This window comes from Stomatobaculum longum (assembly GCA_000242235.1).
Lineage (GTDB): Bacteria > Bacillota > Clostridia > Lachnospirales > Lachnospiraceae > Moryella > Moryella longum.
The window spans coordinates 469,541-485,183 of record JH590861.1 but is presented as its reverse complement, the minus strand read 5'-3'; the positions used below and the strand labels follow the sequence as shown (position 1 = coordinate 485,183).

The following is a 15,643-nucleotide window of genomic DNA, read 5'->3' as shown; positions in this document are numbered from 1 at the left end:
AGCTCGAGACCCCATGGTTTCGGGTCTATTCGCATTTGCAACTTGACAAAAAACAGCCTTGGATAAGTTCTTTTCATGGATAGAGGAAGGATAAAGGGGGAAATTTAAGGTGTTTTATAAGGAAAAAGAGTTCAAGCTGAAAGATGGACGTAATGCTTTTCTTCGGAGTCCTTCGGTGGATGATGCGGAAAATATGCTTCAATTCATCATAAAGGCCTCGGGTGAGACAGATTTCCTGATGAAGTTTCCGGAGGAATTTGCCGGGTTTACGCTTGATCAGGAAAAAGCCTTTCTTCGGGCGAACTGTGATAATAAGAGTGGACTGATGATCATCTGCCTTGTAGACGGCAGGATTGCGGGAAGCTGTCAGATTTCTTTTCGTACCGGGGAAAAAGATCGTCACAGGGCTTCCGTTGCGATTGCCCTTCTGCAAGAGTTCTGGAATCTCGGAATCGGAACAAGGATGTTTGAAGAGATGTTTCAAGTAGCCGGAGAGCGTGGCAATGTCCGTCAGATTGAACTTGACTTTATAGAGGGTAACAAGAGGGCAAGGGGGTTATATGAGAAAATGGGATTTCGGATTACAGGGGTAAAGCCGGATGCCATACGCATGAAGGATGGATCGTTTGTGAATGAGTATATGATGGTGAAACGGCTATAACATGGCGGTATCTTAGTACGGTGTTTGGACATTGATTGATGAACGGCAGAGCTCGAAACCTCATGGTTTCGGGCTCTTTTCGCATTTGCAACTTGACGAAAAACGGTTGCGGAAGTATGGTAATTTATGAATATTTTATGAAAAGAAGCAGGTCTTGGTGCGGAAAAGCGGAAGCTCAAAGAGGCGAAACGCACCGCAGAGCGCGCTACTTATCGTTAGGAAGGTGGAAACACAGTATGCATCCGGAAGAAAAAAGAAGATGGGAGCCGCAAATCCGGAAGATCATTCGGGAGCGGCAGGCTTCGGCCTACAATATGGTGGACATTGCGACGCTCGAGCCGCTCTTTGCGGCAGAGGGGCTTCGCTATGCGGACTTCGGTTTTGCGAGCTTTCGGGATTTTTTGAATGAATTCCGGGCAGTTTTAAATCTGGTGGACGGAGCACCTGCGGGCGGTGGGCTTCCCGCAAAATCCTATGTGCAGCTGAAGGATTTTGATACCTCAGAAGCGACAGCGGGCCAGAAAGCGGAAGATTCCGAACAGCCGCCATGTCCTGTCTCGCCGGAAGGCCCCGCACAGCCGGAACTTTCCGCGGAGGAGAAGGCAGCGCTTGCACCGAAGATTCAAGCTGCTTTTCGAAGTGCGGTTTCCAATGAAGGGGGCTGGGTGAACCTCGCGAGTCTCGGTGCCCTGCTCAAAGAAAACGGGGCGGATGCCAAGCAGTTCGGGTTTCAGAAGATTTTTCAGTTTCTTGAGCAGTTTCCGGAACTGCTTGCGGTAAAGCGGGAGCCCACACCGAGCGGCAAGGCCTGGGTCGTCTATGCGAAGCTTCGAGATGCGGCGTCCGCGCTTTCGTCGGAAGGCGCAGGACTTACGCCTATACAGCACACGGTGCGTGCGGATGCGGTACACGCGGTCACTGAACTGTCCGTGCCGCCTGCGGGCACCCGGACAGCGAAGGCAGCCTCGGGAAGCGAAGAAGCATTGCAACCGGAACTCTCTGCGGAAGAGAAAGCGGCGCTCGGCCCGAAGGTTTGCGCGGCGGTTCAGAGTGCTGCTTCGGATGAAGCGGGTTGGGTCAACTTAGCCGGAATCGGGGAAGCGCTCAAGGGAAACGGGATTGATGTGAAGCCGCTCGGCTTTCAGAAGATTTTGCCTTTCCTCGAGCAGTTTCCGGAACTGCTTGCTGTAAAGCGGGAGCCCACGCCAAGCGGCAAGGCCTGGGTTGCCTATGCGCGGCTCAAGGTGGATGACAGAAGAGAGGGAACCGGAAAGACTGCGAGAACATCAGTCAGGCCGCAGTCGTCTTATGTTCCCGTGACAGCGCACAGAACCGTGGAGGGTAAATTCCCGACCAGAGATTCCTGGCTCTTTAACTGGGCCAGAATTCCGAATGCAAAAATCAAAGAACTCGCGGACAAGGCGCTGGAGGAAAAGTGGTATTACGGCGCGGCGAATGCCGCCGAGGCCGAGAATTACCCGATTTTAAAGAACTATCTCGCCTACACCTTCAAGCGGCTTGCAATCGAGGACAAGATTTTATTCGGGAATACCACGGATCCGGAGCACGCCGGGGAAGAGTATGCGGCGTTCAATACGGGACTGGTTGACAAAAAGTACGAGTATATCTACGCGCTCTTTAAAAAGAACACGATGACGCCGCAGCCCTACTGGTATTTGCTTGACTTTGTCGTGGCGGGAGAGCAGTCCGGAAAAACCTTGGCAAGGCTCTTTTATCCGCTGCCGAAGCGCGCCGACTATTTTGAGAACAAGTTTCAGAACATGGTCTATGACACTTCGACGCAGTTGCTCTGCGACTACACACACATCATTGCAGAGCGCATCAGCCGCTTTCCGCTTCGCTTCCTGCAGGAGAATTGCCCGCCTGATATGCTTGAAATCGACGGTGTGAAATTGGAAGAGGTCTATCCGAAGCACGCCAAGGACAGCGAGAGAAAGCGCTATTTCGAACAGCTCGGTGAGCGCATCAACAATACGCCCGTGGTGCTGAATAATTTGAAAAACCGGCTGGAGGCGGCCATTCATCTCACCCTAAAGCGTGTGGAGTGGAATTATAAAACGGCGATTCCGGTGTACTTTCCGACCAGAAATCTCTGCTCACTTTTGTTGCCGCTCTGCCTCTCGGAGGAGGGACAGGTGGATTTGGCGCTTGTGGTCGAGCATTTGCAGTCGGGTGCGTATCAGGGGCAGACCGTGTTGCCGCTTGACCTGGCTTATAACAACAGCCGTCTTCTCACCCGGCCGGACAGCGACTGGCTCCGGACCGACAGCATTCAGTCGAACGGTTCGGATGATGAAGAGGAATAAAGCGGCGAAAGAACCCGCGGTTCCCGCATCGACCGCGGAGAACACGGCGGAAAACGGTTTCTACGAGGTCATTTATAACGGCAGACGCGGCTATGCGCTGGCGCAGTATCTGAGTTACTGTGTGGTTGAAACGTCATTGAAAGGGGGATGAGAGATGAAAAAGCAAAAGCTTGCCGCTGTAGTTCTCGCAGCGGGCGTGGTTCTCGGCGCAGCGGTCTTTGCGGGGTATGAGAGCACGCGCTATACGCGGACGGTGCAGGCGGCCGAACAGGAGTGGCAGCTCGGAGACACGGAAGAAGCAATCCCGATCTATGAAAAGGCAATCCGAATGAAGCCGAAGCGGGCGGAGGCCTATCTCGCGCTCGCGGAGATTTATGAGAGGAACAAGCGGCACGCGGATGCGGTCTCGCTTTTAAAGACCGCCGGTGAGGCGATGTCCGGCAAGACTTCGAAAGATGCGACGCTCATTCAAGAGGCACTGGAACGCTACAATCCCACGGTCAAAGCATCACTTGAATCCGGCAGTTATGAGGATCCGGTGGAGCTCGAACTAACGAGTAAGGGCGTTTCGATACGCTATACCCTTTTGGAAGCGCCCGTGGGCGAGAGCGCGGAAGAGCAGGATTACGAAAAGCCGCTTCGCTTCCGCAGAAACGGAACCTATCGCCTGCAGTGCTATGCGGTCAATCAAAAGGGGGAGGCCGGTGAGCCGGTGGAGCTTAGCTACGTGATTCAGCTCGACCCGGAAAAGTATCATATGAACAGCTGGTACCAAAAGGACAACGGCTGGTACTATAACGACGATACCGGGGTGCCGGTGGTCGGCTGGAGGCAGATTGACGGCAACTGGTATCACTTTGCCGAGGACGGCAAGATGATGACGGGTTGGCTGGAACTCGGTGATAACTTCTACTACCTCGATGAGAACGGTGTCATTGCAAACGGCTGGCGCAATCTGGACGGAAAGTACTATTACTTCCTCGAGGACGGCAGCATGGCGGTGAACCGTTGGGTGGACGGGGATTATTATGTCGGCGCGGACGGCGTTATGCTGGTCTCGACAACGACCCCGGATGGCTATCAGTTGGATGAAAACGGTAAGAAGATTGAGAAGAGCCAAAACGAGAAGGCGGTAGAAGCCTACCGAAACATACTTCTCGACCGGAGTTGGAACGGCAGAAAACTGCCTGGCGGACAGTTCGCGGTTGTGGACATCAACGGCGACGGTGTTTGGGAGTTATTGACGGAGTTGGATACAGGCGGGTATGACGATGCGATTTCCCGAATCTTCTACTACACGGATCATTTAAATCAGTATGCCCTGGATGGAAGCGAGACTTGGGATTGTCTGATGCCTTCTTCACATCGGATTATAATCGGAAGAACGCGTGGGAAGAACAGTACCCGCGTGCTCGGTGTAGGGAGTGACGGGAATTTGACGGTATACGACGACTCCGATATTTTCTGGGGTTACTATGAAAATGCTGCGGATTGGGTGGGCTCGGATCAGGCAAAGAGCATGAGTCAGACAGTTGAAAAATACTATCGTGACGCATGCTACAACATACGCTTTGTTGATATCACAGAGAGTAATGTAGCGCAGTACCTGAGCGGCAACGGTCAGGAGACCGGTACGAGTTTTGCTGCAGACAACTACCTGTCTCGGTAAAGTATGAACTTGTCGAGACGCTTTGCCTGTATGTATTTTTGCATGGCCCTTGACAACGCCTGCTGTAGCGCGTAAAATAAGCTTAAATCATAAAAGTTGAGACCGATGTCTCGACAGAGTGAATAGACGAGTTAACACAGGATTCGTCTACCCATTTTTACTCTGTTGAGGCGTCGGTTTTTTGTTTTGCCTCAAATCCTGTGGCACCTTGACAAGTGAATCCGCAGCTGTTTAGAGCAAGCGCTCGGGGAAGCACGCCGGGATCTGTAATCGCAGAGAGCGTGCCAAGACGCGAAGCCTGACTGACTGCGACCAAGAAACAAAAAATACAAAAGCAAAAACAACAGCAAAGAGACAGCAAGTAGGCAAGAAACGTTTGCATACAGGAAAGTGAGGCAAAGCTATGAAGAATATGAATGATAAGGTGTTCGGTCGTCAGGAAAAGGTTTCGGTGTTTACGCCGCAGCTGCCCGTGGACGGTGAGAGTACCCCGGGTCAGGCGGCGGGTCAGGCGGCAGGGCGTTTTTTGCAGGCTTCGGCGCTGCTCCCGGCGGAGGGCTTTCTCGGGATAGAATTCAGGCCGGAGCGGGGCGTAAAGCAGGAAATTTTCCTGTTTGCGGCGCCGGATACGGCGGTGCGCGATGCGGATTACGGCTGGATTTTTGAGGATTGCGCGGAGGAGGCGCCGACGGCGTCGAAGACGCTCGAAAGCCTCTTTGCGGAGGGGCGCAAGGTATATGCGCTCGCCGAAAGCGTGAGCGGCGGAAGCATAACTTTGGATACAGAGGAGTCTTTGGAGAACGCAAGTCTCTATCGGAAGTATATGGAAGAGCGTTCCCGCGCGGATTTGACCATGCAGTTTTACAAACTCCTCATGAAAGAAGGCGGTCTGCTTCGCATGGTGGCGGGAAGCACAGAGGGAAGGGAGAATTCCGCGTGTACGCGCGGTCGCATTTTCCTGAGTTTTCCGAATGCAATCAGTCTCCGCCTTCGCACTGCGATTTCGCTCGCTTTTCCGGGAACGGTGCTCGAAGAGCTTTCGGAGCATGCGGAGACGGAAGCCTGTGTCAGCGAATCCTATCTCTTTGAGGGGCTGCTCCGTCTCTTTTTACTGCTCTCTGCCATCGAGCGGCGGCAGCAGAGACGGAATCTGGAGGAGGTTCCCGAAGAGTGGAAGGAGCAGGAAAGTTTGGAAGAGGCTGCTTCCAAGATGGAACTGCGGGGCTACTGCTACAATCCGGTTCTCATTGAGGATCTGGAACTCAGCGTGCGCAGTTATACCTGTCTCAAAAAGGCCGGTATTCTTACGGTAGAGCAGCTGAAGCGGCTCAGCGCGGATGAGCTGCGGCGCATCAGAAACATGGGGCGTAAGAGCGTGGCGGAAATTCTGGATAAGCTCGAAGAAATACGGCATCTCCCGGCGGTAAGTATCCTCCCCGAAAAGGATTACTTGGCGGAACTGGACACGCTGATCGGCTTGGAGGAGGTAAAGACACAGGTCAGAAAAATTGCGGCGTTTGCCAAAATGAAAAAGGATTTCGAGGCGCAGGGAAAGAGTAAACTCAGCCTGGCGCTCAACATGGAATTCAGTGGGAATCCTGGCACGGCAAAAACGACAGTGGCGCGCATCCTCGCCGGCGTTCTGAAGCAGATCGGCATTTTGGATAGTTCCGAACTTGTCGAGGTGGGGCGTGCCTCTCTGGTGGCAGGCTATGTGGGACAGACCGCGGAGCGAGTCCGGGATGTGTTCCGGAGCGCCAAGGGGAAGGTTCTCTTTATCGATGAGGCCTACTCCCTGGTCGAGCACTGGGAGGGTGGCTACGGCGATGAGGCAATCAATACCATTGTGCAGGAGATGGAGAACAACCGGGAGGACACGGTTGTGATTTTCGCGGGCTACCCGAAGCAGATGGAGGAGTTCTTTTCGAGAAATCCGGGGCTTCGTTCCCGCGTTCCGTTTCAGCTCAGCTTTCACGACTACGGGGTTGAGGAGCTGCTGAAAATCACTGCCCTGGAGGCAGAGCGGTACGGCTTTGCGCTTGCGCCGGAGGCGGAAGAGGCAATCCGGAAACTTGCGGCGCCGTGTGCAAAAGAACAGGGCTTCGGCAACGGCCGTTTCTGCAGAAACCTGGTCGAAAATGCACTGCTCTCCTATGCACAGCGTGTCTACGGCGCGGAGGAAGGCGATGAGACAAATGCGGCGCAGGACTTTGTATTGCGCGCGGAGGATTTCACCGCGCCGGATGTACAGGCTGCGGCAAAGAAGGCTGTTATCGGATTTCAGCCCTGCGCGGCATAAAAAAGACGCTTTGCTTTTATCGTCGGCGCTGTCATAGCCTGTTGAAAGGCGTATAATAGTTATACAGCGCTTATTCTAAGCAAAGCGAAAGCGATACAGGTATGTGATTGGGAAGAAATCCGAAAAAGGATACGGAATAGCTCGAAAGACGAAAGGAGTCAGCGCATGGGAAGCTTGGCAAAACGGATTGCCGCCCAGCGGGCATTTTTTAACCGGGACAGAACAAAACCCCTTGCGTTTCGGCTTGCGATGCTGGGACGCTTGGAAACGCGGATTCGCGAACAGGAGGATGCCATCCTCGCGGCACTCCGGCTGGATCTCTCGAAATCGCGGGCGGAGGCTTATATGACGGAGCTCGCCTTGGTCTACGGGGAGCTCCGGGAAGCGCGGCGAAAGCTGCGCATTTGGGCAAGAACAGAGCGCGTGCGGGGCAGTCTCGCAAGCTTCCCGGCAAGGAACTTTATCTACCGGGAACCCTACGGCGCAGTGCTGATACTCGCGCCCTGGAACTATCCCTTTTATTTGAGCATTGCGCCCCTCATTGCGGCGATTGCCGCGGGAAACTGCGCAATTGTAAAGTGCTCGGAAGAGAGCGTGCACACTTCGGCGCTCATACGAAAACTTCTGCGGGCGGTATTTCCCGCTTCGTTTGTATACTGCACGGCGCCGGACACGGACCATGAGGAATTGCTCCGTCAGCGCTACGACTACATCTTTTTTACCGGAAGCCCCCGTGTCGGAAAAATTGTCATGCGAGCCGCGAGCGAACATCTGACGCCTGTTACCCTGGAGCTCGGCGGCAAGAGTCCCTGCATTGTCGATGAGAGCGCGGACATAAAGCTTGCGGCGCGGCGCATTGCCTGGGGGAAATTTTTAAACGCCGGTCAGACTTGCATTGCGGTGGACTATGTTCTGGTGCAGCGCCGTGTCAAGGCTGCGCTGGTCCAAGCATTAGCGGCGGAAATCGAGCGGCGCTACCATAAGGCGGAGCAGCGGGAGAGTTATCCGAAAATCATCAACCGCAGGCACTATGAGCGTCTGGTCGGCCTGATTGCTGCGGAGAAAGAGGTAATCGGCGGGGCAATGAACGAGCGCACGGAAAAGATTGCGCCGACCCTCTTGCCGGAGGCGGATTTTGACCACACCTGTATGCAAGAAGAGATCTTCGGGCCCTTGTTGCCGATTATCGCCTATGATGAACTTGAGACGGCAATCGGGGAAATCAAGGCGCGGGAAAAGCCGCTCGCCTGCTATATCTTTACGCGGGACAAGCGGAAGGCGGAGGGGCTCATACGTAAGCTCTCCTTCGGCGGCGGCTGTGTGAACGATGTGCTATTGCAGATCGGGAACCACTGCCTGCCCTTCGGCGGTGTGGGAAACAGCGGTATGGGAGTGTACCACGGAAGATACGGCTTTGAGACCTTCAGCCATATGAAGGCGGTTGTAAAAAACACCGGCTTTCCGGATTTGCCGTTTCGCTATGCCCCTTTTGACGAGGGAAAATGGAAGCTCCTAAAGAAGTTCCTATAAGCGGATGGCGTGAACCGGGGAGTATGAGGCTTTCGTGACGGAATTATTGAAAACGGAACGATAACGGAATGATATGCGCCGGCGTTTGGAAGCGTATGCAGATAAGAAAACGCTGCGTATAGAGATGAGATAAGGTCCTTGGAATTCGAACGAACGAGCGGCGGTATGTGTTCCGCAAGAGCGGTAAAGGAGTGATGATATGTCAAAGAAGTCTACGGCGTTCCAGTACAAGTTTATGCGTTGGATGTACCGGGGTAAGGGGATTTTTAACCCTTTGAACACGGGGTGGATCGATGAGCACCTGGCCTGTGTGCGGGAGTGGATCGCCAATGTGTTTTTCTACCGAAAGGGCGACACGGTGATTATGATCGATGCGGGCTATCATTACGAGCGACTCGAAGAAAAGATGGGCTGGCTCGGCCTAAAGCCGGCGCAAATTTCAAATGTGCTGCTCACCCATCTCGACACCGACCACACGGGCGCGGTCGAGGCGGACGGCGGCGGTCTCTTTCGGAATGCGACCGTGTATCTCGGCGAGATTGAAAACCGGTACTTAACAGGAGAGCGGAAGCGCCGTGTGCTCTACCGGCTCGGCAGCTTGCCCCGCGTTCGGATTCCGAACGAAAAGGTTCTGCTTCGGGACGGACAGGTTTTCACAATCGGCGACATTCAAATTGAGTGCTTTCTGGTGCCGGGACACACCTGGGGGCATATGGTCTACTTGTTGGACGGGCGCTATCTTTTGACCGGCGATGCGATATGGCTCGGCGCGGACGGCGGTTACAGTTTCCTCGCCTCGCTCGCGGAGGATAATCGCCTCGCGGTTCGCGCCCTCGCGGCATTTGAGGCAAAGCTCCGTGCGCGGGGCTTAAGGCCTCTCGTTATCACGGGACACACGGGTTATTCGGCGGATTTGGACTTTGTGTTTGCGCACCGCGACCTCTGCTGCAAGACCTCGGACAAGCGGTATTTTAATCCCGCGGCACCCTACGATGCCTATGATGAAAGCGAGGACACGGAAGCGCGGGCGGTTGTCCCGCTGTAATCCGGCGGCGGATGCTTCCCGGGCGGACAGGTTGTGGCAGAGAAAAGCCCGCAAAACTCTAAGGAAATCGACAGATTTGCCGTCTTTGTGTGAATAGACAGCAGTTTGCGGCTCTGCTATGATAGGCGAATATCAAAGCTTAGGGAGGATCACAGATGAAGAAAACAATGCTCTGCGCGACCGTTCTGGCACTCAGCGTTGCGGCCACAGGCTGCGCATCCGGCAAAAAGACAGAGAGCAGTGCGGCGAGCACTGCGGCTGCGCAGTCCGAGGCCGCTTCGACACAGGCGGCCGGCACTGCGGCCGAGACAACAGCGGCGGCTGCTTCGGACATGGCGGTGCCGGGGTATGCGCCCGGTCAGATTCCGGAGATTCCGGCAATCGTCCTGCCGGAGCTCGGCATTTCGGAGAATCCGGCCGCAAAAATCACGCTCGACAAGACCAAGGCGCTCAGCTCGGTTCCGGGCATTACGGTCACGCCGGTCAGAGTCGAGAACGATCAGATTCAGCGCGGTTCCACGGTTATGCAGCTCGGCAGCAACGGCGAGGGGCAGTATAAAGACGGAAATTTGACCGTGCAGACCGACGGCAACGGTGCGGGGCAGTATGTCGACGCAGAGCGCGGCATCACGATTCAGCGCGACGAGGACGGTGCGGGCCAGTACCTCGACAGTAAGCTCGGCATTTCCCTCCAGGTGGATGATGACGGCGCGGGCAGCTATAAGGATGATCGCTACGGCATCTCGCTGATGGTGGATGACGACGGCGAGGGCCTGTACACAAACACGCAGAACGGGGTCACCGTCACCGCGGACGATGATGCGATGAGCTACCGCGCGGGTAAGGTGCAGATTACACAGAAGAAGGACGGATCGGGCAGCTATTCCGACGCGGAGAGCGGGCTCAAAATCGAGAACGACGGCAAGGGTAAGGCAACCGTCACCAAGGGAACGCAGAAGACAACCGTGGATGCGGCGCCGCTCGGCACATTGCCGCGCCTCCCGCGGCTCGGTGCGGTTCCCGCTGTCCCGAGTCTCGAGGCAAACAGTCTCCTGATTACCCTAGATTCCGGCGTGCTCTTCGATGTCGACAAATACGACATTCGCCCGGAGGCACAAGAGACCTTAAATCAGCTTGCCAAGCTCCTCACGGAGGCAGAGATTACGGCCTTTGAAATTGACGGTCACACGGATTCCAACGCGGACGATGTTTATAATCAGACGCTTTCCGAGAACCGCGCGAATGCGGTCAAGGAGTATTTAAAGACGCAGGGCGTGACTGCGGAAATTACAACGCAGGGCTACGGCGAGAGCCGTCCGGTCGCGACCAACGAGACCGCGGAGGGCAGGCAGCAGAACCGCCGTGTGGAGATTATCATCCCGACGGTATAAGCGGCGGATGAGAGCGGCTCAAAACCACTCATCGTAGAACTCGATGACAAAGTCCCACAGGAAGCACTCGCGTTGTTCAGCTATGGTTTTTGCGGCCTCGGTATTCATGAGGTCTTTTAACGTGAAGAGCTTTTCAAAAAAATGATGCAGAGAACTGCCTTTGTGATTGTGGTAGGCTTCGCTGCCGAGTCCTAAGGCAGGCGCTTCGGTCGGGTCAAACATGGCCCGGCCTCTGGATCCGCCGTAGGCAAAGGTTCTCGCAATGCCGATGGCGCCGAGGGCATCCAGGCGGTCGGCATCCTGTACGATTTTTCCTTCGAGGCTGTCTGGGGCAATGCTGTCCGTGCCGTGGAAGGAGACCTGGGAAATAATAGAAATGATGTTCGCTGTCATCTCTTCGGAGATGGCAGCTTTTTTCAGGATGCGGCGGGTATTCCGGTAGTCATTTCCTGAAAAGAGTTTCGGGTCATCGGCATCGTGGAGGAGAGCGGCGAGAGCCACCAGGGTCTCATCGCAGGGATACGCTTCGGCGAGACGCCGCGCGAGGCGGTACACGCGAAGTGTGTGCCAGTAGTCGTGGCCGCTCGCATCTCCCGCAAAAAGGGTCTTGATTTCTGATTGAACAATTGCAACGGATTCTGTCATAGTAACTCCTGAATTTTGAATGTCTGTCATTGTATACCGGTGGAAGCTGTGTGACAAGTGAGAATGACTGCCGTTTTGTCACAACATACGGGCAAAAATGGTTATAGAAATCTAACAGTTTTTCTTGACATTGCCTTCGTTTCGGGCTAGAATTGCAAACATATTGCAAATGGAAATAGCTTGCAAATATCAACCAAGGGGATAACAGAGGAGGCATATGAAAAAGTTCGGACAGTTTCTTTTGGTCTCCGCGCTTTCGGCAGCATTATTGGCCGGCTGTGGCGGAAGCAAGAAGGCAGAGAGCAGCACGGCGGGAAGCAGCGAGGCGAAGACAGAGAGCACGGTTGCGGGCAGTCAGAAATTAAAGGTTGTCACGACCATTTTCCCGGAGTACGACTGGGCAAAGGCAGTGCTCGGCGACAAGGCGGAGAACGCGGAGCTCACGCTGCTCTTAAAGAACGGCGTGGATTTGCACAGTTTCCAGCCGAGCGCGGAGGATATCGCAAAGATCAGCGAGGCGGATCTCTTCATCTATGTGGGCGGCGAGTCCGACGGCTGGGTTGACGATGCGCTCAAAGAGGCGAAGAACAAGAACATGAAGGTCATCAACCTCATGGAGACCCTCGGCGACAAGGCGAAGGAAGAGGAGATGAAGGAGGGCATGCAGGAGAGCGAAGACGAGCATGACCACGACCACGGCAAGGAAGTCTCTACCTTCGAGGACAGCGAGGTAAAGGACAGAACCCTCGCCGACTGGAAGGGCGACTGGCAGTCCGCTTACCCGCTCGCAAAGAGCGGTGCGCTCGATGCGGCATTCAAGGAGAAGGCCGAGAAGACCGGCAAGATGACTGCCGAGGAGTACAAGGCCTACTATACAAAGGGCTACGAGACGGACATCGCGAAGATCAACATCGACGGCGATACAATCAGCTTTACGGACGAGAGCGGCAAGACCGTGAAGTCCCCGTACAAGTATGTCGGCACTTACATCCAGAACTGGTCCACGGGCACCAAGGCTGCGATGTACCGCTTCGAGGCGGAGGATAAGAATTCCGGCGCGCCGATTTATGTGGAGTTCAATGACCACATGATTGAGCCGGCGACGGCGGAGCACTTCCACATCCGCTTTAGCAACGAGAGCTTCGATGCAATCAAGGATCCCGAGAATTCCTGGCCGACCTTCTATCCGGCGGCGCTGACGGGGGAGGAAGTCGCCGATGAGCTCGCAGGTCACGACCACCACGAGGAGACCGAGTACGACGAGCATGTCTGGCTCTCGCTGAAGAACGCGGAGCTCTATGTGAACAAGATTGCCGAGGATCTCTCCGCGCTCGACACGGCAAATGCAGAGAGTTACAAGAAGAACGCAGAGGCTTACAATAAGGAGCTTTCCGAGCTCGACACGCAGTATGCGGATGTCGTGAAGAACGCTACCAATAAGTATCTGCTCTTTGGCGACCGCTTCCCGTTCCGCTATCTCGTGGACGACTATGGTCTCGACTACAGCGCGGCGTTTGTCGGTTGCTCGGCAGATACCGAGGCGAGCTTTGAGACGGTTCGCTTCCTCGCGGACAAGGTGGACGAGAAGAAGCTCGGCAGCATCCTTGTGATTGAGAATTCCGATCAGAAGATTGCGAACACGATTCAGCAGAACACCAAGGAGAAGAACCAGAAGATTCTGGTCCTCGACTCCATGCAGTCCGTGACCGAGAAGAACATGGCGGACGGCGAGACCTACCTCGGCGTGATGAAAAAGAACCTCGAGGTCCTGAAGCAGGCGCTGCAGTAAAGCGGCTTTGCGCCCGGGAATCGGGAAACAGAACAAAAAGCGGGAGGCACCTGCAAGTTGGCAGGCGCCTCCCGCTTTTATCTATCATTACGGCTCACTGACTTCAAACAGCATGTCGCCGTAGCTCGGGAGCGGCCAGAGATCCTTGTCAATTACGGTCTCGAGCGCATCGGCGCTTTCGCGAAGAATCCGCATGTCCGTGACAATCTGCGTGTGGTAGGCTGCGGCGCGCGCAGCCGGGTCCTGAATGGAGGCGGCGAGATCGGTATCGCTCTGTAACTTCTCGCGGCTTCGCTTCATATCGCTGAGGAGCTCGCTCGCGCGGAGCAGCAAATCCTCCTGCGCGCTCACATCGGCCGCGGAGCAGGCGCTCTTCACCTGATTCACCGAGGTCGCAAGCCGGGTCACATAGTGAATCGCCGCGGGAATCAACTGCTTGCCGGAGATATTGATCATGGCGCGCGCCTCAATGTTGATGCGCTTTGCATAGTTCTCGTAGGCGACAATGCTGCGGCTCTTTAACTCGGTCTCGGAGTAGATGCCGAAGGCAGAGAAGAGTTCCACGGCCTTTTTGCTTGTGAAGGCGGGAATCGCGTCAATCGAGGATTTTAAGTTCGGGAGCCCGCGCCGCGCTGCCTCCTGTACCCACTCCTCGGAGTAGCCGTTGCCGTTGAAGACAATGCGCTGATGCGCAGTTAAGAGTTCGCGTATCAGTTCCCAAGCAGTTTCTTTGACGGAAGAGGCCTGTTCGAGGCGGTCGGCCGCGAGGCGGAACTGCTCGGCGAGTATCGTATTCAGAACAATATTGGCGCTCGCGATGCTGTCGCCAGAGCCGACCATGCGGAACTCGAACTTGTTGCCGGTGAAGGCGAAGGGCGAGGTGCGGTTTCGGTCGGTCACATCGGCGTAGAGATTCGGGAGCGTGTCGACATGGGTCTCGAGGCTCTTTCCGGAGAGCGAGCTGCTCGCTCTGCCGGTCTCGATAATCTGTGCGACAATATCCTCGAGCTGGCTGCCGAGGAAGCAGGAGATGATGGCGGGCGGCGCCTCGTCCGCGCCGAGGCGGTGGTCATTGCCGACATTTGCCGCGGAGAGACGCAGGAGGTCGGCGTGCGTATCCACGGCCGCGAGCACACAGGCGAGCGTCAGGAGAAACAGCTGATTCTCGTGCGGGCGCTTGCCGGGGTTTAAGAGGTTTAAACCGGTGTCGGTCGAGACGGACCAGTTGTTGTGCTTGCCCGAGCCGTTGACACCGGCAAAGGGCTTCTCGTGCAGCAGACATTCGAGCCCGTGGCGACCGGCCTGCTTCTGGAGGATCTCCATGGTCAGCTGGTTGTGGTCGACCGCGAGATTTGCCTCTTCAAAAATCGGCGCGAGCTCGTGCTGGCAGGGCGCGACTTCGTTGTGCTCGGTCTTTGCGCTGACGCCGAGCTTCCAGAGTTCCATGTCCACATCGCGCATAAACGCGGCGATGCGCTTCCGGAGCACGCCGAAGTAGTGGTCGTCGAGCTCCTGGCCCTTTGCGGGCATACTGCCGAAGAGCGTGCGGCCGGTGTAAATCAGATCCTTCCGCTTCAAATACTTTTCGCGGTCAATGAGGAAATATTCCTGCTCGGCGCCGACCGAGGGCTTGACCCATTTCGCGTCGTCTATGCCGAAGAGCTTTAAAATGCGAAGCGCCTCGCGGTTTAAGGCCTGCATGGAGCGGAGCAGGGGCGTCTTCTGGTCGAGCGCCTCGCCCGCGTAGGCACAGAAGGCGGTCGGGATACAGAGCGTCACGCAGTCGCCCTCTTTCCGGAGAAAGGCAGGGCTCGTGCAATCCCAGACCGTGTAGCCGCGCGCCTCAAAGGTGGCGCGGAGACCGCCGGAGGGGAAGGAAGAGGCATCGGCCTCGCTCCGGACCAGGTTTTTGCCGGAGAATTCAAGCAGGGCGCGTCCCTCGGAATCCACGCCGGAGAGGAAGCTGTCGTGCTTCTCGGCGGCGACGCCGGAGAGCGGCTGGAACCAGTGGGTGTAGTGGGTCGCGCCGTTCTCGACGGCCCATTCCTTCATCGCCTGGGCGACGGAATCCGCAATCGCGGGCTCCAGTTCGTAGCCCTCGGTCATCATTTCACGCACGCGCCGGTAGACGGCCTTCGGCAGGCGCTCCCGCATCACGCGGTCGCCGAATACATTTTCACCGAACAGTTCCGCAATGTTTGCCCTTTCGCGTTTTTCTTCCATTGGTTCCTCCTTGTATGCAAGTGAACATGTTTGCGTGACTGTACCACAGGAAAAAAGCGCTGTA

The 15,643-nt window shown here is 55.7% G+C and carries 11 protein-coding genes; 9 read left to right on the top strand and 2 right to left on the bottom strand.

What is annotated here, in order from left to right:
• Positions 1-109: 109 nt before the first annotated feature.
• From HMPREF9623_RS02100 to HMPREF9623_RS02070, 8 genes are all read left to right on the top strand, one after another.
• On the top strand, positions 110-661 hold the full coding sequence (locus HMPREF9623_RS02100; RefSeq protein WP_009532241.1) for a GNAT family N-acetyltransferase: 552 nt from the start codon (positions 110-112) through the stop codon (positions 659-661).
• Between the two features lie 236 nt (positions 662-897).
• Positions 898-2,988 (top strand): DUF3825 domain-containing protein, encoded by a 2,091-nt coding sequence (locus HMPREF9623_RS02095; RefSeq protein WP_009532240.1) that lies wholly within the window; start codon positions 898-900, stop codon positions 2,986-2,988.
• Positions 2,972-3,139 carry an SH3 domain-containing protein gene (locus tag HMPREF9623_RS11410; RefSeq protein WP_154646087.1) on the top strand — a complete coding sequence of 56 codons (168 nt, stop codon included), beginning with the start codon at positions 2,972-2,974 and terminating at the stop codon, positions 3,137-3,139. Before HMPREF9623_RS02095 ends, HMPREF9623_RS11410 begins: the two co-directional genes overlap by 17 nt.
• A gap of 3 nt (positions 3,140-3,142) precedes the next feature.
• Positions 3,143-4,657, top strand: coding sequence for a tetratricopeptide repeat protein (locus HMPREF9623_RS10765; RefSeq protein ID WP_009532239.1), 1,515 nt, complete (start codon positions 3,143-3,145; stop codon positions 4,655-4,657).
• A gap of 403 nt (positions 4,658-5,060) precedes the next feature.
• Positions 5,061-6,956, top strand: a complete 1,896-nt coding sequence (locus HMPREF9623_RS02085) for a DNA-directed RNA polymerase subunit alpha C-terminal domain-containing protein (RefSeq protein ID WP_009532238.1) — start codon at positions 5,061-5,063, stop codon at positions 6,954-6,956.
• A 165-nt stretch (positions 6,957-7,121) separates the two neighbouring features.
• Entirely contained in the window at positions 7,122-8,486 is a 1,365-nt protein-coding gene (locus HMPREF9623_RS02080) for an aldehyde dehydrogenase family protein (protein WP_009532237.1), read from the top strand.
• A 199-nt stretch (positions 8,487-8,685) separates the two neighbouring features.
• Complete coding sequence (locus HMPREF9623_RS02075) at positions 8,686-9,531, top strand: MBL fold metallo-hydrolase (protein ID WP_009532236.1); 846 nt, start codon at positions 8,686-8,688, stop codon at positions 9,529-9,531.
• A gap of 155 nt (positions 9,532-9,686) precedes the next feature.
• Positions 9,687-10,922, top strand: a complete 1,236-nt coding sequence (locus HMPREF9623_RS02070) for an OmpA family protein (protein ID WP_009532235.1) — start codon at positions 9,687-9,689, stop codon at positions 10,920-10,922.
• A gap of 18 nt (positions 10,923-10,940) precedes the next feature.
• On the opposite strand, the gene HMPREF9623_RS02065 is transcribed toward HMPREF9623_RS02070, so the two are convergent.
• On the bottom strand, positions 10,941-11,567 hold the full coding sequence (locus tag HMPREF9623_RS02065; protein WP_009532234.1) for an HD domain-containing protein: 627 nt from the start codon (positions 11,565-11,567) through the stop codon (positions 10,941-10,943).
• 217 nt (positions 11,568-11,784) lie between these two features.
• Between HMPREF9623_RS02065 and HMPREF9623_RS02060 the strand changes: the two genes are divergently transcribed.
• The gene (locus tag HMPREF9623_RS02060) at positions 11,785-13,356 is read left to right on the top strand and encodes a metal ABC transporter solute-binding protein, Zn/Mn family (RefSeq protein ID WP_009532233.1); all 1,572 of its coding nucleotides are present in this window, start codon (positions 11,785-11,787) and stop codon (positions 13,354-13,356) included.
• An 87-nt stretch (positions 13,357-13,443) separates the two neighbouring features.
• On the opposite strand, the gene HMPREF9623_RS02055 is transcribed toward HMPREF9623_RS02060, so the two are convergent.
• On the bottom strand, positions 13,444-15,579 hold the full coding sequence (locus HMPREF9623_RS02055) for a glutamine synthetase III family protein (RefSeq protein ID WP_009532232.1): 2,136 nt from the start codon (positions 15,577-15,579) through the stop codon (positions 13,444-13,446).
• Positions 15,580-15,643 lie beyond the last annotated feature (64 nt).